Source organism: Enterobacter asburiae (assembly GCF_007035645.1).
GTDB lineage: Bacteria > Pseudomonadota > Gammaproteobacteria > Enterobacterales > Enterobacteriaceae > Enterobacter > Enterobacter asburiae_B.
Genome location: NZ_AP019632.1, coordinates 251592 through 278211, shown reverse-complemented (window position 1 = coordinate 278211; position 26620 = coordinate 251592). Strand labels below are relative to the sequence as shown.

The following is a 26620-nucleotide window of genomic DNA, read 5'->3' as shown; positions in this document are numbered from 1 at the left end:
TCACCGCCCGCAATCGCAGGCCAATTGTTAACAGAGCTTTCCTGAGATGAAGAAACCCAACCGCGCCCCGGCCGGTCAAATTCGTATTATCGGCGGTCAGTGGCGAGGCCGGAAATTACCGGTGCCGGACAGCCCCGGTTTACGCCCTACTACCGACCGCGTGCGCGAGACGCTGTTTAACTGGCTGGCCCCGTCAATGGTAGACGCCCACTGCCTGGACTGCTTCGCCGGAAGCGGCGCGCTCGGCCTGGAAGCGCTGTCGCGCTATGCCGCCAGCGCCACGCTGCTGGAGATGGAGCGCGGCGTTGCGCAGACGCTGCAGCAAAATCTGGCGACGCTGAAAGCGAGCAACGCTAAAGTCGTGAACACCAACACGCTGAGTTTTCTTGCGCAGAAAGGCACGCCGCATAACGTGGTGTTTGTCGATCCGCCGTTCCGCAAGGGGCTGCTGGAAGAGACGTTATCCCTGCTTGAGCAAAACGGCTGGCTGGCGGATGACGCGCTAATTTACGTTGAAAGCGAAGTGGAAAACGGTTTACCGCCGGTTCCCGCCCACTGGGATCTGCACCGCGAAAAGGTCGCCGGCCAGGTCGCTTATCGTCTTTATCACCGTCAGGCACAAGGAGGCTCCGATGCCGGTACTGATTAACCTGGGACGTTTGCTGATGCTGGGCGTCTGGGCGTTTTTAATTCTCAACCTGGTACACCCCTTCCCGCGTCCGATGAATATTTTCGTTAACGTCGCGCTGATTTTCACGTCGTTCATGCACGCCCTGCAGATGGTGATGCTGAAAAACGGCCTGCCGAAAGACGGCCCGCAGATGACGGGCTGGCAGCAGCTGCGCGTGTTTATTTTCGGAGTGTTTGAACTGCTGGTGTGGATGAAGAAGTTTAAGGCGCAGGTGAAGAAGTAAGGCGCGGCCTGATGCCCTCACCCTAACCCTCTCCCACAGGGAGAGGGAACGATTACACCCTCTCCCTGTGGGAGAGGGCCGGGGTGAGGGGAAAATTACCGCTCCGGTTCAAACCCTTCAAACCGCGTCCCTTTGTAGCTCAGCGTTCCTTTCTCACCCACCGTCAGCTGATGGTACTGCTGCGCCTCCAGGCGGAAGGTCATCTCCAGGCCGCCCGTTTCCGCCCTAAAGCTCGCTTCATAGCGCATTGCTGTGCCCGCAGGCGTCACCTGCTGCTGGCGCGAGCGGCGGTCGTTGAGCGGTTTCTCGCGTTTGTTGGTCACCACCACGCGCTTTTGCATCAGCGGCGCGGCATCGTTATCCGCCTTCTCGCGGCGCTGCTGCACGAAACGGAACGAGGCGGCAATGACGATAATCGCCACCACGATAATGAAAAAAAGCGGCATCTTGCTCATTCTAAAATCCCATAAGATTATGCGGAATTCAGGATACCTTGCCTTCCCCGCCATTGCCAAACGCCCGCCCGCGTCACTACACTGGATCAGAAACTGATTATTCAGACTTAACAGATACAGGGAGTTAATATGCTTTGGTCATTTATCGCTGTCTGTTTTTCCGCATGGCTTTATGTCGATGCGTCGTACCGCGGTCCCACCTGGCAGCGCTGGTTGTTTAAACCGGTCACGCTGTTGCTCCTACTGCTGCTGGCCTGGCAAGCGCCGATGTTCAACGCCGTCAGCTATCTGGTGCTCGCCGGGCTGTGTGCATCCCTGATAGGCGATGCCTTAACCCTGCTGCCGCGACAGCGCCTGCTGTACGCCGTTGGGGCGTTCTTCCTCTCCCATCTGCTGTATACCATCTACTTTGCCAGCCAGATGACGCTCTCCTTCTTCTGGCCGCTGCCGCTGGTACTGCTGGTGATTGGCGCCCTGCTGATTGCGGTGATCTGGTCACGACTGGAAGAGATGCGTTTGCCGGTCTGTACGTTTATCGCCATGACGCTGGTGATGGTGTGGCTGGCAGGTGAACTGTGGTTCTTCCGTCCGACCGCTCCGGCGATGTCCGCGTTCTTCGGCGCCGCGCTGCTGCTGATCGGGAATGTCGTCTGGCTGGGCAGCCACTATCGCCGCCGCTTCCGGGCGGATAACGCGATAGCCTCCGCGTGTTACTTTGCCGGGCATTTCTTGATTGTGCGTTCGCTGTATATCTAAATAGCGCTTGACTCTGGAGTCGACTCCAGAGTGTATGCTGCGGTTAATGAGAAAATTATCATTGCCGGAGACTGCCATGTCGACTCCAGAAATACCAAAAAAAGTCCCTCAATTCTCGGCACTTAAGCTCAGCCCGGCTCCGTCGAAAGACGACTGCTGCTGCGAAGGCGCGTGCGAAACGCCAACTCAACCCCTTCCTGAAAGCGGCAACCGCTACAGCTGGGTCGTCAACGGCATGGACTGCGCGGCCTGCGCCCGCAAGGTGGAAAACGCCGTCAAGCAGGTGCCGGGCGTGAGCCACGTTCAGGTGCTGTTTGCCACCGAAAAGCTGCTGGTCAGCGCCGATAACGACGTCAGCAAGCAGGTTGAAGCTGCCGTCAGCCAGGCGGGCTATACCCTGCGCAGCGAAACGGCGCCCGTTGAAAAAGCCTCCTCCCTGAAAGAAAACCTGCCGCTCATTACCCTCATCATCATGATGGCCCTGAGCTGGGGGCTGGAGCAGATTAACCATCCGTTCGGCAATCTGGCGTTTATCGCCACCACGCTGGTCGGCCTGTTCCCGATTGCCCGTCAGGCGCTGCGCCTGATGAAAAGCGGCAGCTGGTTTGCCATCGAAACGCTGATGAGCGTGGCGGCGATCGGCGCGCTGTTCATTGGCGCGACGGCAGAAGCGGCGATGGTGCTGCTGCTGTTCTTAATCGGCGAACGCCTTGAGGGCTGGGCGGCGAGCCGGGCGCGTAAAGGGGTCAGCGCGCTGATGGCGCTGAAGCCGGAAACTGCCACTCGCGTGATAAACGGCACGCGTGAAACGGTCGCCATCAATACGCTGCGCCCGGGCGACGTGATTGAGGTGGCCGCAGGGGGGCGTCTGCCTGCCGACGGCGCGCTGCTTACCGCCACCGCGAGCTTTGATGAAAGCGCCCTGACCGGGGAATCCATTCCGGTAGAGCGCGCCGCGGGTGAAAAAGTGCCTGCTGGCGCCACCAGCGTCGACCGTCTGGTGCAGCTCACCGTGCTTTCCGAGCCGGGCGACAGCGCCATCGACCGTATCCTGAAGCTGATTGAAGAGGCCGAAGAGCGCCGCGCGCCGGTCGAACGCTTTATCGATCGCTTCAGCCGGATTTATACCCCTGCCATCATGCTGGTTGCCCTGCTGGTCACCGTCGTCCCGCCGCTGTTCTTTGGCGCCCCGTGGGAGGGCTGGATTTATAAAGGGCTGACGCTGCTGCTGATTGGCTGCCCGTGCGCGCTGGTGATTTCCACCCCGGCGGCGATTACCTCAGGTCTGGCGGCGGCGGCGCGGCGCGGCGCGCTGATTAAGGGCGGCGCGGCGCTGGAGCAGCTGAGCCAGGTTCAGCATATCGCCTTCGATAAAACCGGTACGCTGACCGTGGGCAAGCCGCAGGTGACCGGCGTGTATCCTCAGGAAACCAGTGAAGATGAGCTGCTTACACTGGCCGCCGCCGTTGAACAGGGGTCCACTCACCCGCTGGCGCAGGCGATTGTGCGAGAAGCGCAGTCGCGCGGGCTGAATATCCCTCCGGCAACCGCCCAGCGGGCGCTGGTCGGGTCAGGGATTGAGGCCACCGTTGACGGTAAAAATGTGCTGATTGTCGCGGCAGGCAAGTCTTCCAGTCCAGAGGTTGAGGCGTTAGAACAGACCGGACAAACCGTCGTGAGCGTTATGCAGGACGGCGTGGCGAAGGGAATGCTGGCGCTGCGCGATACCCTGCGCGATGACGCCAAAGAAGCCGTAGCGGCGCTGCACAAGCTGGGCGTGCAGGGCGTTATTCTTACCGGTGATAACCCTCGCGCGGCGGCAGCGATTGCCGGTGAGCTGGGGCTGGAGTTTAAAGCCGGACTGTTGCCTGCGGATAAGGTCATCGCCGTGACGGCGCTGAACGCCCGCGCGCCGCTGGCGATGGTCGGTGACGGGATTAACGATGCCCCGGCGATGAAAGCGTCCACCATTGGTATTGCAATGGGCAGTGGTACCGACGTGGCGCTGGAAACGGCCGACGCGGCGCTGACCCACAACCGCCTGACCGGGCTGGCGCAGACGATCGCCCTGGCGCGCGCGACGCGGGCCAACATCCGTCAGAACATCGGCATTGCGCTCGGGCTGAAAGGGATTTTCCTGGTGACGACCCTGCTCGGCATGACCGGATTGTGGCTGGCGGTGCTGGCGGATACCGGGGCAACGGTGCTGGTGACGGCGAACGCGCTCCGGCTGCTGCGTCGCCGGTAAAAAAAGCCCGGTGGCGCTAACGCTTACCGGGCCTCCATGTCCTGTTAACTCATCGGTCGGGTAAGGCGAAGCCGCCACCCGACTTTTTTATAAGAAATAGCTCATCGCCAGGCCTAAAAACAGCACCAGACCGACGTAGTTGTTGTTCATAAACGCTTTAAAACAGGCGTCACGCTCACGCTTCGCAATCAGCTTTTGCTGGTACGCAAACAGCAGTCCCGCCACCAGCACGGACCAGTAAAACTCCCAGTTCAGCCCGTTCAGGCGACCGATCGCGACCATCAGCGCCAGTACCGCGACCTGCAGGATACCGATAATCAGCTTGTCCTGACGACCAAAGAGGATGGCGGTGGATTTGATGCCAATTTTCAGGTCATCGTCGCGGTCTACCATCGCGTATTGCGTGTCATACGCCACCGCCCAGAGAATGTTCGCCAGGAACATCAGCCAGCAGCTGAGCGGTAAGGACTCACTAACCGCCGCAAACGCCATCGGAATCGACCAGCCAAACGCCGCGCCCAGCACCACCTGAGGCAGGTGGGTATAGCGCTTCATAAAGGGATATACCCAGGCCAACGCCAGCGCCGCAACGGAAAGCAGAATGGTCATGGTGTTGAGGGTTAACACCAGCAGGAAAGAGAGCAGCACCAGAACAATGAACAGCACGCGGGCTTCTTTCCCGGTGACCTGCCCGCTGGGTAACGGACGTCCGGCAGTACGCTTAACATGACCGTCGAATTTACGATCGGCATAGTCATTCACCACGCAGCCCGCCGCGCGCATCAGCCAGACGCCGGCAACGAACACGGCCAGGATCCACAGCGGCGGCACGCCCGGCGTGGCGAGCCACAGCGCCCACAGGGTCGGCCACAGCAGCAGTAACGCGCCAATGGGTTTATCGGTACGCATTAAGCGGTGATACGCCAACAGCTTATTCTGCGTCAGGCTCCACTCCATTTTTTCTTCCTCTTAGTACAACGGTGATGCCGGTAAAAAAAGCTCCGTCAGAATTAACGGTTTACCGCTCAGGCGAAGGCGGGAACGACGCCCCCAGAGTTCGGCATCACGACCAATCTCAATAAAATCCCGGGTAAGCTCAGACGAGGTAAAAAGGTAACGCCCCAGAGGCGTTTTCCCCAGACGTTGCAGCGCGAGCTCTGGCCCGGAAAGGGTGGACTCGGGGACCACCGTCCGCCCGGCAAGCCACGGCTCACCATCAGCACAGAGTAAAATTTCGCGCAGCCAGTAGCGTGGCTCTTGCGGCAGCAGCGGCAGCTCGCTGGCGATCTCATCGCCAGAGACAAACCCTTCCTGAATCAGGGTCACCGTGACCGTTTTACCCTGTTGCTCAAAACGTTTCGTCATGGAATCTTCCAGCAACAGCCAGTCCAGTTGCTGCGGATCAAGCGCAGGTATTTGGTCGAAATAGCGCAGCGCACGCAGTTGCGTTAGCGCAGGGTGTGACATGCCAGACTCTCCGATACATAACGTAATGGCATTGTATCGCAGAAACACGGATTGAGGGGGGCCAAACGTTATTTAACGATCACGATCGCAACATGGGCGCAACAGCCTGGCGGCTACGAAAAAAAGTGCGCCCACTCAGGCGCACCAAACTACTAACAAATCAGCACTGTGGGGAAACGGTTACCCCTTGCCTTTTACACTGCTGATAAAGGTGGAACGGGCAGTGGTTGAACCTAAACGTTCGGCTTCATCAAGCAGTTTCAGCGCTTTATCGACATCGCCGCGCTTCACCGCCTGCTTAATGGCGTTGTTGAAGTACTCTTCGGTGTCGTTCAGTACCGGCTCGGCCTTCTTCGCCGGGGCAGGCGCTGCGGTCGCTACCGGTGCGGCTGCCGTGGCAGCTGGCGCGGTATAGGCAGGAGCAGCTGTGTTACCTACAGTGACAGGGCCGGAACCGGAAGAGCCAAACAGCGGGCCGACCAGCACGCTTGAACCGCTGTTCGTTTTCACCTTCAGCTTTAACGTTCCGTCGGTGACGTGACGAGCAATCGGGTCTGGAATATCAGGAATCGCGTTACCGGTACCTTTTGCGTAGGCTTTAGCCGGATCGAGCAACGTGGTGGTCTTCTGAAGATCTTGCTCAGTGGTAAAGACCAGAACGTAGAGTTTTTGCTGGCCCAGCGCTGGCGTAAGGCGCATGACGCCTTCCAGACGGTCGGCGCTCATCACGCCGGGCTCCTGATACGTAAAGTATTCACTTGGGAAAAAGGCAGATGGCGTCATGTTCTGATCGAGAATCAACACGTTTGGTGCAAATACACTCGTCTGCTTATTAACCTCACTGGTCAAGGTAATGGCCAGTTCACCAATATTGGCGGGTACGCTATACGCAGCGACAGGGCCGGTAATACCCGGAACATTAAGTGACTGACCAGCCGTTGAGAGCTGGGTGGTCTGGGTTTTAGACTGATCGACAGGGGTCCAGACAAGCTGTTGCAATGCAGCTGTCGGAATGGCTGGCGCGGATGTTGTGTTTTGCGGAACGAAATTGACGTTAGCGAGCGTTACAGCAGGCGCGCTTGCCAGCAGCCCTGCGGTTAAACAAAGGGCAAGGAGAGTTTTGTTCATTTTCATTGTTATCACCTCAAAATGCACAGGTCAGCGGTAGCCAGGCAATAGCGCGCCGTCCCAAGGATTGAGGGGCTTGCGCCCCTCAGTTTGGTCATTACGTCAGGTTAAGACGGGATTACCACCAGATTTCCATCTGGGCGCCGAAGGACCACTCATCGTTGTCGCCGCGGCTGAAGCTTTTCGCAGTGGTATCGCTATAGGCCATGCCTGGGGTGTAACCCGCAACGGAGTTTTTACCTGAAGGCGCATAACCCCATTTCTCATCCCACTTGGCATAGGTGGCGAAGACGCGGATTGCTGGACGTGACCAGATGCTGTCGCCAGCCTGCCACTGTTGTGCCAGGGTGATTTTATACTGGTTGTTGGTTTCGCCAGTTTCCTGAGATTTGACGTTGTCGTAGCCCACTTCAAGCAGAGTGCTCATGATAGGCGTCCATTTGTACATAGGACGAACGCCTACGGTCCACCATTTAGTACCGTTGTTGTTATCCCAGTTGATATCCTGGTACATACCGACGTACATCAGATCCCAGCTATCGCCCAGCGAGATAGCACCGTGGTCAAGTACGCGCCACAGGTGCCCGTTGTTGTTGATGCCATAGTTGATATCGTCAGTAGTGCCAATGTTCGAACCTTGCGACAGACCTTTACCCTGAGAGGTCATAGAGTCAGTTGCATATTGCAGAACGAATTTGTTGTAGCCTTTCAGCATGCTCTGCGTGTGTTCAGCGGTGAACATCCAGCCATCTTTAGATGCGCCGTCGATCAGGTGATAATCATCACGTGGGTTTGCACGGCCGTAATCAGCCCCCAGCTCCAGGGTACCGCCCGGGTTAATTTCCATCTGGGCTAAACGCACGTCAAAGACATCGTTCGCCGTGCGAGTGGTGTAGTCATAAACGCTGTTGCTGGCGAAGGATGAAGAACCGCCGGCTTCAGAAGAACGGGTTGCAGCCAGAGAGAGCTTACCAAAACCTACGTCGATGTTTTCCAGACCTGCACCAGGACCTGAAATATCCCAGTAGTAGAAGTCGATCATGTGGACGTCATGACGCTGATAGAAGCGCTTACCGGCCCAGATAGTCGAACCTGGCAGCCACTCAATCAGGTTTTTACCCTGCACGTTGGCTTCACGGAACGCCGGGTCAGTGGCCTCCCAGTCGTTCTGTTGCGCCACGGAATACGCGACGTTGGTGTCGAAGTAGAAGCTCTTATCGCCCTCTTTCCACACTTCCTGGCCCAGTTTCAGTTCCGCATAGGTTTCACATTCGTTACCCAGACGGTATTTACTTTGAGCACCGGTTGCCTGGAAGCACTGTTGTTCGCCGCCACTACCCGTCCAGCCGATACCGGAACGAGCATAACCATGGAAATCCACGGCCATTGCCTGAGCAGACATTACGCCCGCTGCGACGGCAACTGCCAGAGGAAGTTTGCGCAGAGTAATCATCATTCTATCTCCTGAGATCATTGCTTTTCTTTGAACACTTCACCTGTCGGTTTCGTGTCTTCTTTTGGGATTGCTTAAACGCCTGGCTCTTTGTGCAACCGACGACATGCAGTGCCATCCTCACGGAACAGATGGCAACGCTCTGGCGGCAAGCCGATAGCGAATGTGGCACCCTCTTCTACCAACACCACGTCGTTCTGGCGGTAGACCAGGTTCTGACGGATGGCGGGGATCTGGATATGAATCTGTGTTTCGTGACCAAGCTGTTCGACGACCTGAACGTCACCTTCCAGGGTCACATCAGCGATGTGGCTCGGCAGCAGGTGCTCAGGACGAATACCGAGGGACATATTTGCCCCGACCTGTACGTTGGCGCTGTCGACCGGCAGCCAGACCTGCTGGCGGTTTGGCAGCTCCACCTGTACCTGTTCAATGGCTGTCGCGGTCACTTTGACGGGCAGGAAGTTCATCTTTGGCGAGCCAATGAAGCCCGCAACAAAGCGGTCTGCCGGGTAGTGGTACAGCTCCAGCGGTTTACCCACCTGCGCCACGCGGCCGGCATCCAGCACCACGATTTTGTCGGCGAGGGTCATCGCTTCCACCTGATCGTGGGTGACGTAAATCATCGTGCGGCCAAGACGCTTGTGCAGACGGGAGATTTCAATACGCATCTGGACGCGCAGGGCGGCATCCAGGTTAGAGAGAGGTTCATCGAGCAGGAACACGCGCGGTTCGGCCACCAGCGTACGGCCAATCGCCACACGCTGACGCTGACCACCGGAAAGCGCTTTTGGTTTACGCTCCAGCAGGTGGGCCAGCTGTAACACTTCCGCCACCTGCGTCACGCGCTGGTTAATGACCTCTTTCTTCGCGCCGGCCAGCTTCAGGCCAAAGGACATATTTTCGGCAACGGAAAGGTGTGGATAGAGTGCATAAGACTGGAACACCATACCGACGCCACGTTCGGCAGGCGGGATGTCGTTCATTCGGGTATCACCAATCAGCAGGTCGCCGCTGGTAATCGTTTCAAGACCGGCAATCATACGCAGCAGAGTAGATTTACCACAGCCTGATGGGCCAACAAACACCACGAATTCGCCTTCGTTGATGTCCAGATTGATGTCTTTCGACACCACAACGTCACCCCAGGCTTTCGTTACATTACGCAGCTGTACGCTCGCCATGCCCTTCTCCCTTCGTTACAACCTGTCACCGACAGAAACATTCAAGATAAGTTCACTATGGGGTATCCATTACTTTCCCGAATCCTCCACCCCCCGCCTTTTTTATGGGGGAGGAGGCGGGAGGATGAGGGAGCAGGCTCTGCGACCGCCGTGGGCGGGCTGAGGCAAAATTCGTGAAGCCGCCTGCAAAATTCGGTGGTTTTTTATGTGCGCCAGCACTCATAACTTAAATTTATGCAACGGAGATCACACAAACGGGGGGTGGGGCGTAGGGGTTGGGAGGATGGAAAGAGGATGTCAAATAAGGAGACTGAGACACGTTGAACCACTGAAGTCATACCACGAGACATCACCAAAAAGGATGGCAGCTATGAATATCAAGACTGGCGCACGCGTTTTCGCATTGTCCGCCCTCGCAGCAATGATGATTTCCGCACCGGCGCTCGCCAAAATTGAAGAAGGCAAACTGGTTATCTGGATTAACGGCGACAAGGGCTATAACGGCCTGGCCGAAGTGGGCAAAAAATTCGAAAAAGATACCGGCATCAAAGTTACCGTAGAACACCCTGACAAGCTGGAAGAGAAGTTCCCGCAGGTTGCAGCAACCGGCGACGGCCCGGACATTATTTTCTGGGCGCATGACCGTTTCGGGGGTTACGCGCAGTCTGGCCTGCTGGCAGAAGTGACGCCAGATAAAGCCTTCCAGGACAAACTGTTCCCGTTCACCTGGGATGCCGTTCGCTATAACGGCAAGCTGATCGCTTACCCTATCGCGGTTGAAGCCCTGTCTCTGATTTACAACAAAGACCTGGTACCAAACCCACCGAAAACCTGGGAAGAGATCCCGAAACTGGATAAAGAGCTGAAGGCGAAAGGTAAATCCGCGCTGATGTTCAACCTGCAAGAGCCGTACTTCACCTGGCCGCTGATTGCTGCCGACGGCGGTTACGCGTTCAAGTTTGAAAACGGCAAATATGACGTGAAAGACGTGGGCGTGGACAACGCGGGCGCGAAAGCGGGTCTGACCTTCCTGGTTGATCTGATCAAGAACAAACACATGAACGCGGATACCGACTACTCCATCGCGGAAGCGGCGTTCAACAAAGGCGAAACCGCGATGACCATCAACGGTCCGTGGGCCTGGACCAACATCGACAAGAGCAAAGTCAACTACGGCGTGACGCTGCTGCCAACCTTCAAAGGCAAGCCGTCTAAACCGTTCGTTGGCGTGCTGAGCGCGGGCATCAACGCCGCCAGCCCGAACAAAGAGCTGGCGAAAGAGTTCCTGGAAAACTACCTGCTGACCGATCAGGGTCTGGATGAAGTGAACAAGGACAAACCGCTGGGCGCCGTCGCGCTGAAATCCTTCCAGGATCAGCTGGCGAAAGATCCACGTATCGCGGCCACCATGGATAACGCCCAGAAAGGCGAAATCATGCCGAACATCCCACAGATGGCTGCGTTCTGGTACGCCACGCGTACCGCGGTCATCAACGCTGCAAGCGGTCGTCAGACTGTCGATGCCGCGCTGAAAGATGCTCAGGGTCGTATTACTAAGTAATGACGTAGTCCCCTCTCCCTTCGGGAGAGGGTTAGGGTGAGGGTTGGCGCTATCCGCACGCCCTCACCCCGGCCCTCTCCCCCAGGAGAGGGAGAAAAGATCAAACGTTGTAGAGGAAAAACCCCATGGATGTCATTAAAAAGAAACGCTGGTGGCAAAGCGACGCGCTGAAGTGGTCAGCGATCGGTCTGCTGTGTCTGCTGGTGGGTTACCTTGTTGTTTTAATGTACGTACAAGGGGAATATCTGTTTGCCATCATGACGCTGATTTTAAGCTCTGCTGGCCTGTATATTTTCGCTAATCGTAAAGCCTATGCCTGGCGCTATGTTTATCCGGGCGTGGCCGGGATGGGGCTGTTTGTCCTGTTCCCGCTGATTTGTACCATCGCCATTGCGTTTACCAACTACAGCAGCACCAACCAGCTTGCGCAGGAACGCGCGCAGCAGGTCCTGCTGGATCGCTCATATCAGGCAGGCAAGACCTTTAACTTCGGCCTGTATCCTGCCGGGAACGATTGGAAGTTAGCGCTTACTGACGAAGCAAGCAGCAAATACTATGTCTCCGACGCGTTCAAATTTGGCGGCGAGCAGAAGCTCACCTTAAAAGAGGCACAGGCCCTGCCGGAAGGTGAACGCGCCAACCTGCGCGTCATTACCCAGAACCGTCAGGCGCTGACCCAGCTCACCGCCGTGCTGCCAGACGACAGCAAGGTGACCATGAGCTCGCTGCGCCAGTTCTCCGGCACGCAGCCGCTGTATACCCTGGCGGACGACGGTACGCTGACCAACAACCAGAGCGGCGTGAAATATCGTCCGAATAACGACATTGGTTTCTATCAGTCCATTACTGCCGACGGCAAATGGGGTGATGACAAGCTCAGCCCGGGCTATACCGTCACCATCGGCTGGGACAACTTTACCCGCGTGTTTACCGACGAAGGCATTCAGAAACCGTTCTTCGCCATCTTCGTCTGGACGGTGGTCTTCTCGGTGCTGACGGTGATCCTGACCGTGGCCGTGGGCATGGTGCTGGCCTGTCTGGTCCAGTGGGAATCCCTGAAAGGCAAAGCGATTTACCGCGTGCTGCTGATCCTGCCGTATGCCGTACCGTCGTTTATCTCGATTCTGATTTTCAAAGGGCTGTTTAACCAGAGCTTCGGTGAAATCAACATGATGCTGAGCGCCCTGTTCGGCATCAAACCGGCCTGGTTCAGCGACCCGACCACCGCTCGCTCGATGATTATCATCGTGAACACCTGGCTCGGTTATCCGTACATGATGATCCTGTGCATGGGCCTGCTGAAGGCTATCCCGGACGATCTGTACGAAGCCTCGGCGATGGACGGCGCGGGCCCATTCCAGAACTTCTTTAAAATTACGCTGCCGCTGCTCATTAAACCGCTGACGCCGCTGATGATTGCCAGCTTCGCCTTTAACTTTAACAACTTCGTGCTGATTCAGCTGTTGACCAACGGCGGCCCGGACCGCCTTGGCACCACGACGCCAGCAGGCTATACCGACCTGCTCGTGAGCTACACCTACCGTATCGCCTTCGAAGGCGGCGGCGGCCAGGACTTCGGTCTGGCGGCAGCGATTGCCACCCTGATCTTCCTGCTGGTAGGCGCTCTGGCGATTGTGAACCTGAAAGCCACACGTATGAAATTTGATTAAGGAGGGCATCAATCATGGCAATGGTACAACCCAAATCTCAGAAGTTGCGCCTCCTGGCGACGCACTTAGGCCTGCTGATTTTCATCGCGGCGATCATGTTCCCGCTGCTGATGGTTATCGCCATCTCCCTGCGTTCGGGTAACTTCGCCACCGGGAGCCTGATCCCGGACGAAATCTCCTGGGAGCACTGGAAGCTCGCGCTGGGCTTCAGCGTGGAACACGCGGATGGCCGCGTCACGCCGCCGCCGTTCCCGGTCCTGCTGTGGCTGTGGAACTCGGTGAAAATCGCAGGCATTACCGCCATTGGTATCGTGGCGCTTTCCACCACCTGTGCTTATGCCTTCGCCCGCATGCGTTTCCCGGGCAAAGCGACGCTGCTGAAAGGGATGCTGATTTTCCAGATGTTCCCGGCCGTACTGTCGCTGGTGGCGTTGTATGCCCTGTTTGACCGTCTGGGCCAGTACGTACCGTTTATCGGCCTGAACACCCACGGCGGCGTGATCTTCGCCTATCTTGGCGGTATCGCACTGCATGTATGGACCATTAAAGGCTATTTCGAAACCATCGACGGCTCGCTGGAAGAAGCGGCCGCGCTGGATGGCGCAACCCCGTGGCAGGCGTTCCGCCTGGTGCTGCTGCCGCTGTCGGTGCCGATTCTGGCGGTAGTGTTTATCCTGTCGTTTATCGCTGCGATCACCGAAGTACCGGTTGCCTCACTGTTACTGCGTGATGTGAACAGCTACACCCTGGCCGTAGGTATGCAGCAATACCTCAACCCGCAAAACTACCTGTGGGGCGACTTTGCCGCGGCGGCCGTACTTTCCGCCATCCCGATTACCGTGGTGTTCCTGCTGGCGCAGCGCTGGCTGGTCAACGGCCTGACGGCGGGCGGTGTGAAAGGTTAAGTTTCATTTTGTTATGCCACTGCAACCCTCAACTTTAGACGTATTGTATTGACCCAACTTGTGACTGTTGTTAGGCGCTCTTCGGAGCGCCATTTTTTTTATTCGCGTTTCAGCCGCTTCGAGTTGCACAGCCAGAGGGTGATCACCAGCAGCAGGATCGCCGCCGAGTAGATCAGCACGTCGAGCGGGGACTTATGATCGACGATGATCAGCCGCACTATCGCAGTGATCCCAATGTAGACAAAATAACGCAGCGGGAAGTGAAAGCCGGACTGAAAGTACTTCACAATCAGGGCGATAAATTCAAAGTAGAGAAAGTAGACCACCAGGCCTTCCACCAGCGCATATTTGCTGGTTTGTTCAGGGGCGAACAGTACATCCGCAAGATGCACTGTCTCTTTACCCAAAAAGACGACCAGTATCAGGCCAAGGCTCAACAGACCGAGGTTCAGCACGGTCTGGAGGACTGTTGAGATAAACTCAACGCGCGGGCGAGTCAAGGATGTCATACAGCACCTCATTCTCCAGGGCGAGGTTCCTGTATAACGCAAAAATGTGACGGGGATCTATATTTTTTGTTTATGTTTTGTCCGCATGAGCATTCTTGCCGGGCGGCACTGCGTTTGCCCGGCCTACAAAAACGCTAACGTAGGCCCGGTAAGCGCAGCGCCACCGGGCAAAGAAGCATCAGCGGAAGTTAATGTTCTTATCGCTCGTCATGTCATACAGCTGGAACTTACGTCCAAGCTGCTGACCCCCGTCACGCGTCAGCGGCGTCCAGCCCACTGCCGCACGGCTGCGGGTTGGGCCTGACGAGAACAGATCCAGCGGGATCGACACGTAGACCCCTTTGGTGAAGTCCCCTTCCCCGTACTCGTCCGGCGAAACGTTGGTGATAGTGGCGTAGCCACCCACCACGACGCCGCTGTCGAAGTGTTTAGAGATATCGAGCGTGCCGCCCTTATCGCCCGCCAGGTACTGGCCGACGCTGGCTTTCACCAGCACGTCAGGTGCGAACGACGGCGTCCAGTAGGCGGTCAGATGGCCCGTTTTGACGCTGTAGTCGGTGAACTTCATCATGTCCTGCGCGCTGCGCCAGTCACGCTGTTTGACGTAGTTGGCATCCACCCCGAACGCCCAGTTACTGTCGACAGGACGATAAAGCACTTCCGCCCCCGCGCCGCCATACATGGTTTCCAGATACCCGCCGTACACCTGGCCGTAGAAGCCGTTGCCGAAGTACTGGAAGTAGTTGGCCTGCAGGTTATTCACGTAGGCATCGTTTTGTACGTACTCACGCACGCGGGTACGCACGCGCGGCAGCGCCGAGTCTTTTGGCGGGTTGGTGTAGTTGAACTTGTCGTAGTTATTGGCGATGTTGCCGAACAGGCTGCCGGTGGTCAGCAGGTGGTCGGTGAGCCACAGATCCGCCGTCGCCATGACGCCCAGCTGATACATGTAGAAGTTTTCAGGCCCGCCCACGGACTGGTTCAGCACCGGATCGATATGGAAATCGAAGCGCGATTTGTCGATATACCAGCCCTGCTCGGTGGTTTCCGGCACGATCGGCTCTACGCGTTTTTGCACCAGCTCGGTTTCATGCCCGAGCGGCTCACCTTCCAGATGGCGCCTGAGGCTGGCAACGTCCGTTTCGGTTGTGACCTGCGGCAGGTTGAGACGGTTCTCCGTCACGCGGATCGTGCGGATCCCTTCCGGCAGATCGTTCATAACGATCCGGTTAGCGCGTTCGATCCCTTCGCGCGAGTCGCGGTATTTCACCTGCTCGCCGGTCACGTACAGCGTATCGCCTTTCACCTGAATTTTCGGATCCGCCAGGCCGGCATTGTATTTCAGCAGCGTCAGCTGGTTTGCCACCACGGAGTGCTGCAGAATCGCATCCTGCGGCTCCGGCTGGTATGCAGGGCGCGCGTTATCATTGTAGTGCGGCCGCATGTCGTTAAAGTTGGTGCGCAGCGTGAAGCCAAACATCACCGTATTGCCGCGCTCGTAGCTGAGGTTAAAGTCGGCCCAGTCGGTGACGCGATAAATGGCGCCGACGTTAAACTTGCTCTTCTGCTCAATCTTTCCGGCGAAGTCCTGCGAGTAGTCATTCCCCTCATATTCCAGCTTCAGGCGTAATGGCTGCCAGGGCGTTTGATACTCCACGCCGCCAAACAGCGACGCCGGACCGTGGAACATCTGGTCTCCGTTGATGGAGCCCGCTTTCTTATAGCTGTTATCGCGGTAGCAGTATTTGTCGCTGTAGGAGCAAAACGGGTTTTTCACGTTACCGCTGGTGCCGAGATAGCCCCATCCCAGGCCGAGCGAGAAGTCGAACGGCCCCCAGGCTTTACTGGCCACGATGTATTCCGCATCAAACAGACCGGTACCACCGATATCTTTGGCGCCCACGGACACCTGCGGCATCCAGTAGCTCTCTTCCCACAGGCGCAGCTTGACGTCGAAGGCTTTATCTTTGTAGGTCTGATCGCCGGAGAACGCCTCTACGCTGCTGTATTGTTTCGTACGCACGTCGGTATAGCGCAGCGTGGTTTCAAGCCACGGGAACAGCTGCACCGAGGCGGAGTAGTAGCGATACTGGTCGTTATCACGGTAGTTAAGGCTAATTTCGCCTTCGCGCGCCATACGCGCGGTGGGCGTTTGCAGTAAACCGACGCCGCCGAAGTCTGACTGAGACGGGCCAATGGGTGCCGGATACGTTTCTGCATGGCAGGCGGCACTCACGCAGAGCGCCAGCATGCTGTAGAGATAGGTTCTTTTCATTATTCCGGTATCCGCTGAATCAGGGAGTGAAGGATATCGGCGTTAAGCCCGTCATACGCCTTCGTCCAGAAATGGTCGGCAAAACCGACAAAAATGATGCTGCCCGGCATAGGTTCGATATGCCGTTTATTCCAGTAAGCGACGGGGGCTTTTTGTGTGTGCCCGTCTGGGTAAACCACCCAGGCGTAGCTGTTATCGGCACCGCTCAGCAGGCTCTGCTCGTCGAGGTAGCTCGCCACGTCACGACCGGGCGTGAAGGGCTTTTTACCCGGGCTGCTGATAAGCCCCATTACGGTCACCGTCGTCGGCTTCTCCGGCAGCCAGAGCGTATACTCCCCTTCAAGCGTGGGGTTGCCCTTTTCCGTGACGCGCACTTCGTCGGGATCCAGGTTCACGTTCTGACGGCCCGTCACCTTCAGCGCCTGCAGCTGCTGGCGAACGCTGTTAATCGCCGCCGCGTCGTCGCCATCTTCCTGCTCCGCTAATCCCGTCAGCCTGGCAAGGAGCGCCTTGTGCTGTTGTTCCGCTTCAGCGGTCTTCTGCCGTTCAGCGATCACTGCCCCCGGCCACCAGCTGTTGGCGAGCCTTGGCTGTCCGACGAGATCGAGCAGATGCTCAGCGTGGGTTAAGGTTTTGGGTTTTTCACTGTCCGGCGTGTAGACCTTCACCGTCCCTGCGGACCATGCCAGCGGTGCGGCAAGGCTGGCGAGAAGCGCAACGTGGATGAGCGTTTTCATGATTTCGCCGCCTTGATCAGGGTGGTTTTCACCGGGAAGAATCCGGCACCAAGATACTGCAGGGACTGGCGGATCTGCCCTTCCTCGTCGATCCAGAAGCGGTTGTGCCAGGTGGCCTGGTCGGTGGTGATTTCTTCATCCAGCACGCGAACCTGCGTTTCGTCGCTGCCGACTTTCACGCTGTCCGTGCCGTCCCAGCGGAAGGTCGAGCGTGCCGTGGCGTAACGCACCTGCTTATGTTCGGTCCAGCCCATCGTGCGCGTCCAGCTTGCGCCGTCGGCGATCTGGTTCGGCTTGATCAGCGGATCGGCAGCGATGTTATTCACCTCCAGCAGGTTGTCGCCGCCCAACAGGGTTTTCACGATACGACCATGCTGCGTCACGATGGTGGCCTGATCCTGCGTCACCCATTTCTGCTGCCCGTTTTCATCGAAAGCGAGCACCACAAACAGCTGCGGGCCATCATTAAGCTGCATGTACTGACTGGCATAGGGCATGTTTTGAAGTTCGTCATCGGTTAAATGCACGCCCGGTGTGCCGAACATGCTTTCCCACAGTGAGTTTCCCAGCCCTTTGGTGGTGGCCGAGCACGCCTGCAGCAGCAGGCAAATCAGAATGATTGCAGGTCGCTTCACGACTCTTCTCCGAAGGGGCGAAATAACCACACCGAAGTGTGGTTATGATTAAAACACCCGCTATTACTGGGTGCTGGTTGTCGTGGTGGTCGTGGTTCCGGTATTGGAGCCATCACCGCCACCGGTTGCCGCCAGCGCGACACCCACGGCTGAACTTACGGTGCTGGCGCTGGCTGCGGTAGAACTTCCCGCAGACGCAGACGTCGCAGCCGAACCTGCCGCTTCCCCGACCTGAACCGGAGCTGCATAGACAGATGTCGCCGCAAGCGCAGATATGGCAAAAATGCCATACAGTACTTTCTTCATAACAATTTCCCTTCAATGAATGAATGGAGATTTGCCCGAAAAGAATTTCAGGCGGAATCGAGTATACACAACTACTGCCGTGGGTTTGCCGTAAGGGGAAATAGGGAGAGGGTTTTCGGACTAATGGTTAAAAGGGAAATGAAAGACAAATAACATAAATATATAACCACTATAAATCAATAAGTTATAATATAAGAATATTAATGAACCACTACGTATTTTCTTAAAATAAACCGCAGCAATTAACGGGTTAAGCGTCTTTTTCGGATTAAACTCAGATTCAGAATTTGAGTTAACTAACAGACATCAGGAATTATCCGATAAAAAAATGCCGGCATTAAGCCGGCACGTTTTCATGACGTTTTAATTACGCACGCCAGGCTTTATAACGGTTGATCAAACCATTTGTCGAGCTGTCATGGCTGGCAATCGCTTTATCGTCACCCAGCTCTGGCAGAATACGGTTTGCCAGCTGTTTGCCCAGCTCAACGCCCCACTGGTCAAAGGTGAAGATGTTCAGGATGGCGCCCTGCGTGAAGATCTTGTGCTCGTACAGGGCAATCAGCGCGCCCAGGCTGAACGGCGTGATTTCGCGCAGCAGGATGGAGTTGGTTGGGCGGTTGCCTTCGAACACTTTGAATGGCACCACGTGGTCCAGAGTTGCCGGATCTTTACCCTGGTCACGGTATTCCTGTTCAACCACTTCGCGGGATTTACCGAACGCCAGCGCTTCGGTCTGCGCAAAGAAGTTGGACAGCAGCTTCGGATGGTGGTCGGACAGCGGATTATGGGTGATAGCCGGGGCGATGAAATCGCACGGTACCATTTTGGTGCCCTGGTGGATCAGCTGGTAGAAAGCATGCTGGCCGTTGGTGCCCGGCTCGCCCCAGATGATTGGGCCAGTCTGGTAATCCACCGCGTTGCCGTTACGGTCAACGTACTTACCGTTAGATTCCATGTTGCCCTGCTGGAAGTAAGCAGCAAAGCGGTGCATGTACTGGTCGTATGGCAGAATCGCTTCGGTTTCAGCGCCGAAGAAGTTGTTGTACCAGATACCGATCAGCGCCAGCAGCACCGGCAGGTTTTTCTCTGGTGCGGTGGTGGAGAAGTGTTTGTCCATCGCGTGCGCGCCGGAGAGCAGCTCGACGAAGTTGTCGAAGCCCACGGACAGGATGATGGACAGACCGATCGCAGACCACAGGGAGTAGCGGCCGCCAACCCAGTCCCAGAACTCGAACATGTTCGCAGTATCAATGCCGAACTCGCTGACCGCTTTACCGTTGGTAGACAGCGCCGCGAAGTGTTTCGCCACGTGCTTGTTGTCGCCCGCGGTTTTCAGGAACCAGTCGCGCGCGCTGTGGGCGTTGGTCATGGTTTCCTGAGTGGTGAAGGTTTTGGACGCAACCAGGAACAGGGTCGTTTCCGGGTTCACGTTCTTCAGCACTTCGGCGATGTGGGTACCATCGACGTTAGACACAAAGTGCATATTGAGGTGGTTTTTGTACGGGCGCAGCGCTTCGGTCACCATGAACGGACCGAGGTCAGAACCGCCGATACCGATGTTCACCACGTCGGTGATTGCTTTGCCGGTGTAGCCTTTCCAGCTACCGGAGATGATCGCTTCGGAGAAGGTTTTCATCTTTTCCAGCACCGCGTTCACTTCAGGCATGACGTCTTTGCCGTCAACGATGATTGGCGTATTGCTACGGTTACGCAGGGCCACGTGAAGCACGGCACGGTCTTCGGTACGGTTGATCTTCTCGCCGGAGAACATGGATTTGATGGCGTCGGCAAGCTCAGTTTCTTTCGCCAGATCCTGCAGTTTTGCCAGCGTCTCTTCGGTAATGCGGTTTTTGGAGAAATCCACCAGCATCAGGTCGTCGAAGGTCGCGGAGAACTTAGAGAAACGATCGGCATCCTTCGCGAACAGGTCCGCGATGGTGACGTCTTTCATTTCATCAAAATGTTTCTGGAGTGCCTGCCAGGCAGCGGTCTGCGTTGGGTTGATGTTTTTCATTAGCAATACTCTTCTGATTTGAGAATTGTGACTGCGGTCGATTGTAGCGCCTGCAAATAAAAATTGTGATGGTTTTTATGCCATTGCCCTGGCCTGCATCAAACACAGGTGAAAAGACCCGAAAAGTATAGCTGCTGAAGCGCCCTCCCGGGGCGGCGAAATGTCGGTCAAAAAGCCCTAAAACGGAGCATAAAATCTGGCGCTGTTATAAGTCCTGTTTCTCAGGGGTACCCCCCCATAAAAAATCCGCATAATCCCAGCATTGACAGGACCTCCCCCGCATTTTATTTATAGGGCCGTATTTTGCGCCTGCACCTGTTTTCGTTTCACTCTTGTGCCAAGGTCGCTTATTCATTCCCTGACACGAGGTTGTTATGACGAGTTTTGTGGTCGCCAAATTTGGCGGCACCAGTGTGGCCGATTACGATGCCATGAACCGCAGCGCCGATGTGGTGCTGGCCGATCCGAATACCCGCCTGGTGGTGCTGTCTGCCTCCGCCGGCGTGACGAACCTGCTGGTTTCTCTGTCTGAAGGACTGGAAGCGACAGAACGTTTCGTGAAGCTGGATGCACTGCGCAAAATTCAGTTCGACATCCTTGAACGTCTGCAGAACCCAAACGTCATCCGCGAGGAAGTGGAACGTCTGCTGGAAAATATCACCACTCTGGCAGAAGCGGCGTCTCTGGCTACCTCCACCGCCCTGACCGACGAACTGGTCAGCCACGGCGAGCTGATGTCTACCCTGCTGTTTGTTGAAATCATGCGCGAGCGTAACGTTCAGGCGCAGTGGTTTGACGTGCGTAAAGTGATGCGTACCAGCGATCGCTTTGGCCGCGCCGAGCCGGACGTTGAGGCGCTGGCGGAGCTGACCAATCAGCAGTTGGCACCACGCCTGGCAGACGGTATCGTGATTACCCAGGGCTTTATCGGCAGTGAAGCGAAAGGCCGCACCACCACGCTTGGCCGCGGCGGCAGCGACTACACCGCCGCGCTGCTGGGCGAAGCCCTGCATGCAACGCGCGTGGATATCTGGACGGACGTTCCGGGCATTTACACCACCGACCCGCGCGTCGTTTCTGCGGCTAAACGTATTGATGTGATCGCCTTTGAAGAAGCGGCTGAAATGGCCACCTTCGGTGCGAAAGTGCTGCACCCGGCAACGCTGCTGCCGGCCGTACGCAGCGATATTCCGGTCTTCGTCGGCTCCAGCAAAGATCCGAAAGCGGGCGGGACGCTGGTCTGCAAGAAAACGGAAAACCCACCTCTGTTCCGCGCCCTGGCCCTGCGCCGTCGCCAGACGCTGGTGACGCTCCACAGCCACAATATGCTGCATTCACGCGGTTTCCTGGCGGAAGTGTTTGGCATTCTGGCGCGCCACAATATTTCGGTGGATCTGATCACCACCTCTGAAGTGAGCATTGCGCTAACGCTGGACACCACCGGCTCGACCTCCACCGGCGACACGCTGCTGACGCAGTCGCTGCTGATTGAGCTGTCTGAGCTGTGCCGCGTGGAAGTAGAAGAAGACCTGGCGCTGGTTGCCATCATCGGCAACAAGCTGTCGCGCGCCTGCGGCGTGGGTAAAGAGGTGTTCGGCGTGCTCGACCCGTTCAGCATCCGCATGATCTGCTACGGCGCATCCAGCTACAACCTCTGCTTCCTGGTGCCTGCCGATCAGGCCGAGCAGGTCGTGCAGAAACTTCATCAGAATTTGTTTGAATAAAATTCGTTAGCACGATAAACAATACCTATAAGCCGGGCACAGACCCGGCTTTTTCATAACTAAACAACACGACAATACTGCAAGGAATCCACTATGTTATCCGCCGTTACGCGGCTGTTCCCGTTATGGGCGCTGCTGCTCTCCGTACTCGCGTATTACACCCCCGCCACGTTCACGGGCATTGGTCCGTGGGTCGCCACGCTGCTGATGCTGATCATGTTCGGTATGGGCGTGCATCTGAAAATCGACGACTTTAAACGCGTGCTGTCTCGCCCTGCGCCCGTCGCCGCAGGGATCTTCCTGCACTACCTCGTGATGCCGCTTGCGGCGTGGCTGCTGGCGATGGCCTTTAAGATGCCGCCCGATCTCTCCGCCGGGATGGTGCTGGTGGGCAGCGTGGCCAGCGGCACGGCGTCCAACGTCATGATCTACCTGGCAAAAGGCGACGTGGCGCTCTCCGTCACCATCTCCTCCGTTTCAACGCTGGTTGGCGTGATTGCCACGCCGCTGTTAACCCGCCTGTACGTGGACGCGCATATTCAGGTGGACGTGATGGGCATGCTGCTCAGCATTCTGCAGATTGTGGTGATCCCGATTGCGCTGGGGCTGGTCATTCACCATCTTTTCCCGCGCGTGGTGAAGGCCGTTGAGCCGTACCTGCCCGCGTTTTCGATGGTCTGCATTCTGGCAATCATCAGCGCCGTGGTGGCGGGTTCCGCATCGCACATTGCCTCCGTGGGCTTTGTGGTAATCATCGCCGTGGTGCTGCATAACACTATTGGCCTGCTGGGCGGCTACTGGGGCGGGAAGCTGTTCGGTTTTGACGAATCGACCTGCCGCACGCTGGCAATCGAGGTAGGCATGCAGAACTCCGGCCTGGCGGCGGCGCTCGGTAAAATTTACTTCTCCCCGCTGGCGGCCCTGCCTGGCGCGCTGTTCTCCGTCTGGCATAACCTCTCCGGCTCGCTGCTGGCGGGCTACTGGTCCGGCAAACCGATTGATGAACAAACGAAAAAAGATGCGGTGAAGCAGGGTTAATTTACGCGGCTTGCTTTACACTGAAGCCTCTCTATCAGGAGGCTTCAGCAATGGCTACACCACGTTTGACCCAGAAAGACATGACGGAAGCCGAGCAGCGCGAACTGAAAACGCTTCTCGACCGTGCCCGTATCGCACATGGCCGCACGCTGACGAACGCCGAAACCAATCAGGTGAAAAAAGAGTACATCGATAAGCTGATGGCGCAGCGTGACGCCGCGGCGAAAAAAGCCCGCAAGCTTAAAAAAGAGCAGGCTTATAAACCCGATGCAGAGGCGACCTTTTCCTGGTCCGCCACAACGTCTACCCGTGGAAGGCGCTAATCAGCGCCCTTTCTTTTTGCGCCCCGGCTGGGTAAAGCGTTTTCCATTACCCGGCTTGCCTCGCCCCTTATCTTCCGCCTGAGGCGCCTTCACCACCGGGCGCTTAATCGCCTGGGTTTTCGGTTTTGCTTTGGCCTTCGGCTTCGCTTCGGACGAGGAGTTCTCGATAAGCTTGAAGAGTTCAATCAGCTCATCATCCGTTAAATCGCGCCACTCGCCCAGCGGGATACCGGACAGGCTGACGTTCATGATGCGCGTGCGTTCCAGCTTCGTCACTTCATAACCGAAGTGCTCGCACATACGGCGGATCTGGCGGTTTAAGCCCTGCACCAGCGTAATGCGGAACGCGAACGGCGCTTCTTTCTTCACCTTACACTTTTTCGTGACGGTACCGAGGATCGGCACCCCGGCGCCCATGCCGCGAATAAATTCGTCCGTCACCGGCTTGTTCACCGTAACGACATACTCTTTCTCGTGGTCATTACCGGCACGCAGAATTTTGTTGACCAGATCGCCGTGGTTGGTGAGGAAAATCAGCCCCTGAGAGTCTTTATCCAGACGGCCAATCGGGAAGATACGGCTGCTGTGGTTCACGAAATCAACGATGTTGTCCCGCTCACCGTCTTCCGTGGTGCTGACAATCCCAACCGGTTTGTTCAACGCGATAAACACTAGGTCTTCAGCATCACGCGGTTCGATGACCTGACCATTCACTTTAACCACATCGCCAGGGACCACCTGGTCGCCGATGGTGGCGCGTTTGCCGTTAAGAAACACGTTACCTTGTTCAATGTAACGGTCAGCCTCGCGACGTGAGCAGATCCCGCTCTCGCTAATGTATTTGTTTAATCGGGTTGATTGAGTTTGCAGCATAGTTTCTCCTGTGAAGGGCGAAATATACCTTAGGTATGGGCTGGAAAAAAAGATTAGCCGACGGTTACTGAGACGGGTTTTTTATTTTGCGAGACGCTTTCAGGATTTAGCGTCAGGCCATTTATCCTTGAGCTAACTCCTTTTAGCTTTACTCTCCAGAGACAATTATTTGTAGTTTATAAATCACATGGAGTAATATGAAGGAGATCGTTCAGACAGAATCCTTCCAACGCTGGGAGCAAAACTTAAAAGATCGGCGAGCGAAAACCATTATCGCTTCCCGCCTCTTTCGGTTGGCAAATGGTTTAGCGGGCGACATTAAACCCGTGGGCGAAGGTATAAGTGAGCTGAGGATCCACTATGGTCCGGGCTACAGAATCTATTTTAAAGACCAGGGCAATTGCATCATCGTGCTGTTGTGTGGTGGTGACAAAAGCAGCCAGGCCAGAGACATACTTATGGCAAAAATGCTGAGCAATGTATCCCAATGGCAGGAGTGAATGAGCATGCATAAATTAACACCCTACGATCCAGCCAATGCGCTGGTGGATGACGAGGAAATCGCCGTGTTTATGGCTGATGCCTTAGAAACGGGCGACTCAGCGTATATTGCTAAAGCTCTGGGCGTCATCGCGCGAGCGAAAGGAATGTCGACCATTTCACAGCAAACTGGCCTATCACGAGAGCAACTGTATCGATCGTTCAGTGATAAAGGAAACCCAACGCTTAAAACCACTCTGGCGGTCATGAAAGCATTGGGTCTTGGGCTAACAATCAAACACGCCGAAGATTAATACTCATCCCGCTCGTCGTCTTCATCCGGCTGTTCCATCACGCTGTACGCCACCGCGCAGAACAACGAGTTGAGACGCTTCATATCCCCCAGCAGCCCCAAGTGCAGCGAACTGGTTTCGATACTCTGCACGTTCTGCTGGTGCAGACGCTCAACGTGGGCGTGCGAGTAGCGGCGGTTCAGAATGCGGAAACGATGCTTGTTGCGGCGCAGGCGGCGCGCGCTCGGCACGTCGCTGGAGAAGAAGACCAGCATCGCCAGCTTGAGGTTGCTGACCAGCTGTTCGTGCAGCGCTTCCAGCTCCTTCAGGCCTTCACCTGAAAACGCACGACGCGCGGCAAGGGATTTGTCGGCGATCTCGCTGCCCATACGCTCCACGATATCCGAGGCCTGCTCAAGGTTAAGCGACATCTCGATGATTTCCGCCCAGCGGCGGGACTCCTCTTCCGCCAACTCGTCCTGCGGCATACGCGCCAGGTAAAGCTTGATAGCGGTATAGAGCACGTTGATATCGTCCGCCAGTCTGCGCAGTTCTTTCTCTTCACGCGGCTCGCCGTGCATCACCTTTTGCAGGCCTTCGAGCATGGTTTCCATTGCGTCGCCCATGCGCAGCGTCTCGCGCGCGGCATTCGCCAGCGCCAGCGCCGGGGTATCCAGAGCGGACGTATCCAGGTGCTTCGGCTTCAGGCGCGCATCCAGCTCCGGTTCGTCCTGAATGAGACGCTCGCAGAAGCGGGCCATCGGCCCGGCAAAAGGGACCATCGCCAGGCAGCGCACCAGGTTGTAGAACACGTGGAAGTAGATCACCAGCTCCGCCTTCGGCAGCGGGAGATTGTCCATCAGGTTCGCCAGCGGGTGGATAAAGGGCAGGATAATCAGGCTGCCCACCAGCTTAAACAGCAGGCTGCCCAGCGCCACGCGGCGGGCGGCGGCGTTGGCGGCGCTGTTGTTAAGCATCGCCAGCAGGCCTGAGCCGAGGTTGGCCCCGATCACCAGACACAGCGCTACCGGGAAAGAGATCGCCCCTGCGGCGGTAAGCGTGGCCGTCAGCAGAACCGCCGCCAGGCTGGAGTAGCTGACGATAGCAAACACCGCGCCAATGAGCGCGTCCAGCATGATGTCCCCGGTCAGGGAGGCGAAGATGACCTGAACGCCATTGGCCTCGGTGATTGGCGTGACCGCCTGCACAATCAGCTCCAGCGCCAGCAGGATCAGCCCGAGGCCAATTCCTACGCGCCCGAGCTGCCCGGCGCGCGTCTGTTTGCGGCCGAGGAAGAAGATGACGCCGAGAAAAATCAGCAGCGGCGACAGCCAGGAGAGATCGAAGGTCAGAACACGCGCCATCAGCGCGGTACCTACATCCGCACCCAGCACAATCACCAGCGCCGGGGCCAGCGCCACCAGATCCTGCGCCACAAAGGAGGTGACAAGCAGGGTCGTGGCGTTACTGCTCTGCACCAGTGCCGTGACGCCAATGCCCGCGCAGAAGGCGAGCGGCTTCTTCTCAACGCTGCTGCTGAGAACGGTACGCAAGCGCGCGCCAAATACGCGCATCACGCCGGTACGGACGATATGGGTGCCCCATACGAGCAGGGCGACTGCAGAGAGCAGGTGTAACAGGGTCAGCACGGAAGGTTTTCCTCCTTATC

General features: G+C 56.8%; 26 protein-coding genes. 12 read left to right on the top strand and 14 right to left on the bottom strand.

The window, feature by feature from the left end; genetic code table 11:
- Nucleotides 1-46: 46 nt before the first annotated feature.
- Together rsmD and FOY96_RS01245 are read left to right on the top strand one after the other, a co-directional pair.
- The gene (rsmD, locus tag FOY96_RS01250) at nt 47-649 is read left to right on the top strand and encodes a 16S rRNA (guanine(966)-N(2))-methyltransferase (RefSeq protein WP_023310014.1); all 603 of its coding nucleotides are present in this window, start codon (nt 47-49) and stop codon (nt 647-649) included.
- A complete protein-coding gene (locus FOY96_RS01245) occupies nt 633-914 on the top strand; it encodes a DUF1145 family protein (RefSeq protein ID WP_010436509.1) in 282 nt (93 codons plus the stop codon). The genes rsmD and FOY96_RS01245 overlap by 17 nt, the downstream gene beginning before the upstream one ends.
- Nucleotides 915-1009: 95 nt before the next feature.
- On the opposite strand, the gene FOY96_RS01240 is transcribed toward FOY96_RS01245, so the two are convergent.
- Entirely contained in the window at nt 1010-1369 is a 360-nt protein-coding gene (locus FOY96_RS01240; RefSeq protein ID WP_143346392.1) for a DUF2500 domain-containing protein, read from the bottom strand.
- A gap of 129 nt (nt 1370-1498) precedes the next feature.
- Between FOY96_RS01240 and FOY96_RS01235 the strand changes: the two genes are divergently transcribed.
- Together FOY96_RS01235 and zntA are read left to right on the top strand one after the other, a co-directional pair.
- Nucleotides 1499-2125: a lysoplasmalogenase gene (locus FOY96_RS01235; RefSeq protein WP_029741976.1), complete on the top strand. Its 627-nt coding sequence runs from the start codon at nt 1499-1501 to the stop codon at nt 2123-2125.
- Between the two features lie 76 nt (nt 2126-2201).
- Nucleotides 2202-4373, top strand: coding sequence for a Zn(II)/Cd(II)/Pb(II) translocating P-type ATPase ZntA (gene zntA, locus FOY96_RS01230; RefSeq protein WP_143346391.1), 2172 nt, complete (start codon nt 2202-2204; stop codon nt 4371-4373).
- An 87-nt stretch (nt 4374-4460) separates the two neighbouring features.
- On the opposite strand, the gene ubiA is transcribed toward zntA, so the two are convergent.
- The 5 genes from ubiA to malK all read right to left on the bottom strand — a co-directional run bounded on the left by ubiA (nt 4461) and on the right by malK (nt 9605).
- The gene (gene ubiA / locus FOY96_RS01225) at nt 4461-5330 is read right to left on the bottom strand and encodes a 4-hydroxybenzoate octaprenyltransferase (RefSeq protein ID WP_032662636.1); all 870 of its coding nucleotides are present in this window, start codon (nt 5328-5330) and stop codon (nt 4461-4463) included.
- A gap of 12 nt (nt 5331-5342) precedes the next feature.
- Nucleotides 5343-5840, bottom strand: coding sequence for a chorismate lyase (gene ubiC, locus FOY96_RS01220; protein ID WP_023334136.1), 498 nt, complete (start codon nt 5838-5840; stop codon nt 5343-5345).
- A 180-nt stretch (nt 5841-6020) separates the two neighbouring features.
- Complete coding sequence (malM, locus tag FOY96_RS01215; protein ID WP_087823764.1) at nt 6021-6974, bottom strand: maltose operon protein MalM; 954 nt, start codon at nt 6972-6974, stop codon at nt 6021-6023.
- 112 nt (nt 6975-7086) lie between these two features.
- Complete coding sequence (locus tag FOY96_RS01210) at nt 7087-8424, bottom strand: maltoporin (RefSeq protein ID WP_072210885.1); 1338 nt, start codon at nt 8422-8424, stop codon at nt 7087-7089.
- 71 nt (nt 8425-8495) lie between these two features.
- A complete protein-coding gene (gene malK / locus FOY96_RS01205) occupies nt 8496-9605 on the bottom strand; it encodes a maltose/maltodextrin ABC transporter ATP-binding protein MalK (RefSeq protein WP_023310005.1) in 1110 nt (369 codons plus the stop codon).
- A gap of 370 nt (nt 9606-9975) precedes the next feature.
- Here malK and malE point away from each other — a divergent pair, with 370 nt between their 5' ends.
- From malE to malG, 3 genes are all read left to right on the top strand, one after another.
- Nucleotides 9976-11166: a maltose/maltodextrin ABC transporter substrate-binding protein MalE gene (malE, locus tag FOY96_RS01200; protein WP_039264157.1), complete on the top strand. Its 1191-nt coding sequence runs from the start codon at nt 9976-9978 to the stop codon at nt 11164-11166.
- Between the two features lie 125 nt (nt 11167-11291).
- Entirely contained in the window at nt 11292-12836 is a 1545-nt protein-coding gene (gene malF, locus FOY96_RS01195; RefSeq protein ID WP_094935067.1) for a maltose ABC transporter permease MalF, read from the top strand.
- 14 nt (nt 12837-12850) lie between these two features.
- A complete protein-coding gene (gene malG, locus FOY96_RS01190) occupies nt 12851-13741 on the top strand; it encodes a maltose ABC transporter permease MalG (protein WP_023310002.1) in 891 nt (296 codons plus the stop codon).
- A gap of 98 nt (nt 13742-13839) precedes the next feature.
- On the opposite strand, the gene psiE is transcribed toward malG, so the two are convergent.
- From psiE to pgi, 6 genes are all read right to left on the bottom strand, one after another.
- Nucleotides 13840-14250, bottom strand: coding sequence for a phosphate-starvation-inducible protein PsiE (gene psiE / locus FOY96_RS01185; protein ID WP_021242727.1), 411 nt, complete (start codon nt 14248-14250; stop codon nt 13840-13842).
- 178 nt (nt 14251-14428) lie between these two features.
- The gene (locus FOY96_RS01180) at nt 14429-16525 is read right to left on the bottom strand and encodes a YjbH domain-containing protein (protein WP_143346390.1); all 2097 of its coding nucleotides are present in this window, start codon (nt 16523-16525) and stop codon (nt 14429-14431) included.
- Complete coding sequence (locus FOY96_RS01175; protein WP_023334129.1) at nt 16525-17262, bottom strand: capsule biosynthesis GfcC family protein; 738 nt, start codon at nt 17260-17262, stop codon at nt 16525-16527. The genes FOY96_RS01180 and FOY96_RS01175 overlap by 1 nt, the downstream gene beginning before the upstream one ends.
- Entirely contained in the window at nt 17259-17897 is a 639-nt protein-coding gene (locus tag FOY96_RS01170; RefSeq protein WP_143346389.1) for a YjbF family lipoprotein, read from the bottom strand. Before FOY96_RS01170 ends, FOY96_RS01175 begins: the two co-directional genes overlap by 4 nt.
- A gap of 63 nt (nt 17898-17960) precedes the next feature.
- A complete protein-coding gene (gene yjbE, locus FOY96_RS01165) occupies nt 17961-18203 on the bottom strand; it encodes an exopolysaccharide production protein YjbE (RefSeq protein WP_008503423.1) in 243 nt (80 codons plus the stop codon).
- 367 nt (nt 18204-18570) lie between these two features.
- Entirely contained in the window at nt 18571-20220 is a 1650-nt protein-coding gene (pgi, locus tag FOY96_RS01160) for a glucose-6-phosphate isomerase (protein WP_048977787.1), read from the bottom strand.
- A gap of 374 nt (nt 20221-20594) precedes the next feature.
- Between pgi and lysC the strand changes: the two genes are divergently transcribed.
- The 3 genes from lysC (at nt 20595) to FOY96_RS01145 (ending at nt 23305) form a co-directional block, all read left to right on the top strand.
- A complete protein-coding gene (lysC, locus tag FOY96_RS01155) occupies nt 20595-21944 on the top strand; it encodes a lysine-sensitive aspartokinase 3 (protein ID WP_023309996.1) in 1350 nt (449 codons plus the stop codon).
- A 93-nt stretch (nt 21945-22037) separates the two neighbouring features.
- The gene (gene panS / locus FOY96_RS01150; protein ID WP_143346388.1) at nt 22038-22982 is read left to right on the top strand and encodes a ketopantoate/pantoate/pantothenate transporter PanS; all 945 of its coding nucleotides are present in this window, start codon (nt 22038-22040) and stop codon (nt 22980-22982) included.
- A gap of 50 nt (nt 22983-23032) precedes the next feature.
- On the top strand, nt 23033-23305 hold the full coding sequence (locus FOY96_RS01145; RefSeq protein ID WP_023309994.1) for a YjbD family protein: 273 nt from the start codon (nt 23033-23035) through the stop codon (nt 23303-23305).
- On the opposite strand, the gene rluF is transcribed toward FOY96_RS01145, so the two are convergent.
- On the bottom strand, nt 23306-24178 hold the full coding sequence (gene rluF, locus FOY96_RS01140; protein WP_039264166.1) for a 23S rRNA pseudouridine(2604) synthase RluF: 873 nt from the start codon (nt 24176-24178) through the stop codon (nt 23306-23308).
- 197 nt (nt 24179-24375) lie between these two features.
- Here rluF and FOY96_RS01135 point away from each other — a divergent pair, with 197 nt between their 5' ends.
- Entirely contained in the window at nt 24376-24678 is a 303-nt protein-coding gene (locus tag FOY96_RS01135) for a type II toxin-antitoxin system RelE/ParE family toxin (RefSeq protein WP_039264167.1), read from the top strand.
- Between the two features lie 6 nt (nt 24679-24684).
- On the top strand, nt 24685-24972 hold the full coding sequence (locus tag FOY96_RS01130; protein ID WP_096151293.1) for an addiction module antidote protein: 288 nt from the start codon (nt 24685-24687) through the stop codon (nt 24970-24972).
- Here FOY96_RS01130 and FOY96_RS01125 read toward each other — a convergent pair.
- Nucleotides 24969-26600, bottom strand: coding sequence for a Na/Pi cotransporter family protein (locus FOY96_RS01125; protein WP_033144374.1), 1632 nt, complete (start codon nt 26598-26600; stop codon nt 24969-24971). The genes FOY96_RS01130 and FOY96_RS01125 overlap by 4 nt on opposite strands.
- Nucleotides 26601-26620: the final 20 nt, after the last annotated feature.

Excerpts from the sequence above, each read along its gene's own strand:
- rsmD (WP_023310014.1), top strand. The coding sequence starts at position 47 with ATGAAGAAACCCAACCGCGCCCCGGCCGGTCAAATTCGTATTATCGGC.
- FOY96_RS01245 (WP_010436509.1), top strand. The coding sequence starts at position 633 with ATGCCGGTACTGATTAACCTGGGACGTTTGCTGATGCTGGGCGTCTGG.
- FOY96_RS01240 (WP_143346392.1), bottom strand. The coding sequence starts at position 1,369 with ATGAGCAAGATGCCGCTTTTTTTCATTATCGTGGTGGCGATTATCGTC.
- FOY96_RS01235 (WP_029741976.1), top strand. The coding sequence starts at position 1,499 with ATGCTTTGGTCATTTATCGCTGTCTGTTTTTCCGCATGGCTTTATGTC.
- zntA (WP_143346391.1), top strand. The coding sequence starts at position 2,202 with ATGTCGACTCCAGAAATACCAAAAAAAGTCCCTCAATTCTCGGCACTT.
- ubiA (WP_032662636.1), bottom strand. The coding sequence starts at position 5,330 with ATGGAGTGGAGCCTGACGCAGAATAAGCTGTTGGCGTATCACCGCTTA.
- ubiC (WP_023334136.1), bottom strand. The coding sequence starts at position 5,840 with ATGTCACACCCTGCGCTAACGCAACTGCGTGCGCTGCGCTATTTCGAC.
- malM (WP_087823764.1), bottom strand. The coding sequence starts at position 6,974 with ATGAAAATGAACAAAACTCTCCTTGCCCTTTGTTTAACCGCAGGGCTG.
- FOY96_RS01210 (WP_072210885.1), bottom strand. The coding sequence starts at position 8,424 with ATGATGATTACTCTGCGCAAACTTCCTCTGGCAGTTGCCGTCGCAGCG.
- malK (WP_023310005.1), bottom strand. The coding sequence starts at position 9,605 with ATGGCGAGCGTACAGCTGCGTAATGTAACGAAAGCCTGGGGTGACGTT.
- malE (WP_039264157.1), top strand. The coding sequence starts at position 9,976 with ATGAATATCAAGACTGGCGCACGCGTTTTCGCATTGTCCGCCCTCGCA.
- malF (WP_094935067.1), top strand. The coding sequence starts at position 11,292 with ATGGATGTCATTAAAAAGAAACGCTGGTGGCAAAGCGACGCGCTGAAG.
- malG (WP_023310002.1), top strand. The coding sequence starts at position 12,851 with ATGGCAATGGTACAACCCAAATCTCAGAAGTTGCGCCTCCTGGCGACG.
- psiE (WP_021242727.1), bottom strand. The coding sequence starts at position 14,250 with ATGACATCCTTGACTCGCCCGCGCGTTGAGTTTATCTCAACAGTCCTC.
- FOY96_RS01180 (WP_143346390.1), bottom strand. The coding sequence starts at position 16,525 with ATGAAAAGAACCTATCTCTACAGCATGCTGGCGCTCTGCGTGAGTGCC.
- FOY96_RS01175 (WP_023334129.1), bottom strand. The coding sequence starts at position 17,262 with ATGAAAACGCTCATCCACGTTGCGCTTCTCGCCAGCCTTGCCGCACCG.
- yjbE (WP_008503423.1), bottom strand. The coding sequence starts at position 18,203 with ATGAAGAAAGTACTGTATGGCATTTTTGCCATATCTGCGCTTGCGGCG.
- pgi (WP_048977787.1), bottom strand. The coding sequence starts at position 20,220 with ATGAAAAACATCAACCCAACGCAGACCGCTGCCTGGCAGGCACTCCAG.
- lysC (WP_023309996.1), top strand. The coding sequence starts at position 20,595 with ATGACGAGTTTTGTGGTCGCCAAATTTGGCGGCACCAGTGTGGCCGAT.
- panS (WP_143346388.1), top strand. The coding sequence starts at position 22,038 with ATGTTATCCGCCGTTACGCGGCTGTTCCCGTTATGGGCGCTGCTGCTC.
- FOY96_RS01145 (WP_023309994.1), top strand. The coding sequence starts at position 23,033 with ATGGCTACACCACGTTTGACCCAGAAAGACATGACGGAAGCCGAGCAG.
- rluF (WP_039264166.1), bottom strand. The coding sequence starts at position 24,178 with ATGCTGCAAACTCAATCAACCCGATTAAACAAATACATTAGCGAGAGC.
- FOY96_RS01135 (WP_039264167.1), top strand. The coding sequence starts at position 24,376 with ATGAAGGAGATCGTTCAGACAGAATCCTTCCAACGCTGGGAGCAAAAC.
- FOY96_RS01130 (WP_096151293.1), top strand. The coding sequence starts at position 24,685 with ATGCATAAATTAACACCCTACGATCCAGCCAATGCGCTGGTGGATGAC.